This window comes from Mesorhizobium sp. WSM4810 (assembly GCF_055811235.1).
This window is the reverse complement of the sequence record NZ_JBVVQV010000108.1, coordinates 1-431: the sequence shown is the minus strand read 5'-3', so window position 1 is coordinate 431 and position 431 is coordinate 1. Positions and strand designations below refer to the sequence as shown.

At 57.1% G+C, this 431-nt stretch carries 1 protein-coding gene and 1 pseudogene; both read left to right on the top strand.

What is annotated here, in order from left to right; genetic code table 11:
• Positions 1–210: pseudogene (locus tag AC0L3O_RS35525) on the top strand (chemotaxis protein CheB); the annotation flags it as partial.
• Positions 211–242: 32 nt separating this feature from the next.
• Positions 243–431 (top strand): hypothetical protein (locus AC0L3O_RS35520; RefSeq protein ID WP_473618167.1); only part of this gene is annotated, 189 nt, incomplete at its 3' end.

The window sequence follows — 431 nt, the reverse complement described above, 5'->3', positions numbered from 1 at the left end:
TTGTGGAGCTTGCTGCGCGCGCATCAGCAGCGGGCGGCATTCACCCGGCGAATGGCCGACCGGGAAAGTGAGTTGGCTCGCGTTGACATGGCGGCAAAGCTGCAGGAACGGTCGAGAGAATATGAAGCGGACGCCGAAGTGATCGAACGAATTCTCGAAAGCAGGCGGGGTACACTGGCAGAGGATGGCCCGATCGCGAAACAAAACTGATCCGGCCTCGCCGGATGCTTCGAAAGACCGCGATGAAACCGAACCAGATCTATGTGATGACCGTGGATCCGATCGGGCCAAAGGAACAAACAGCACCCACTTTGGTTAATGCTGCGCGTGCCACCAGACACGCGTTTCTCACATTCGGAGACGACGATGGCTACGAAAAAGGAATCGCAAAGCAAGGCCAAGGGCCTCGAAGATCTTTTCCACGACGGACT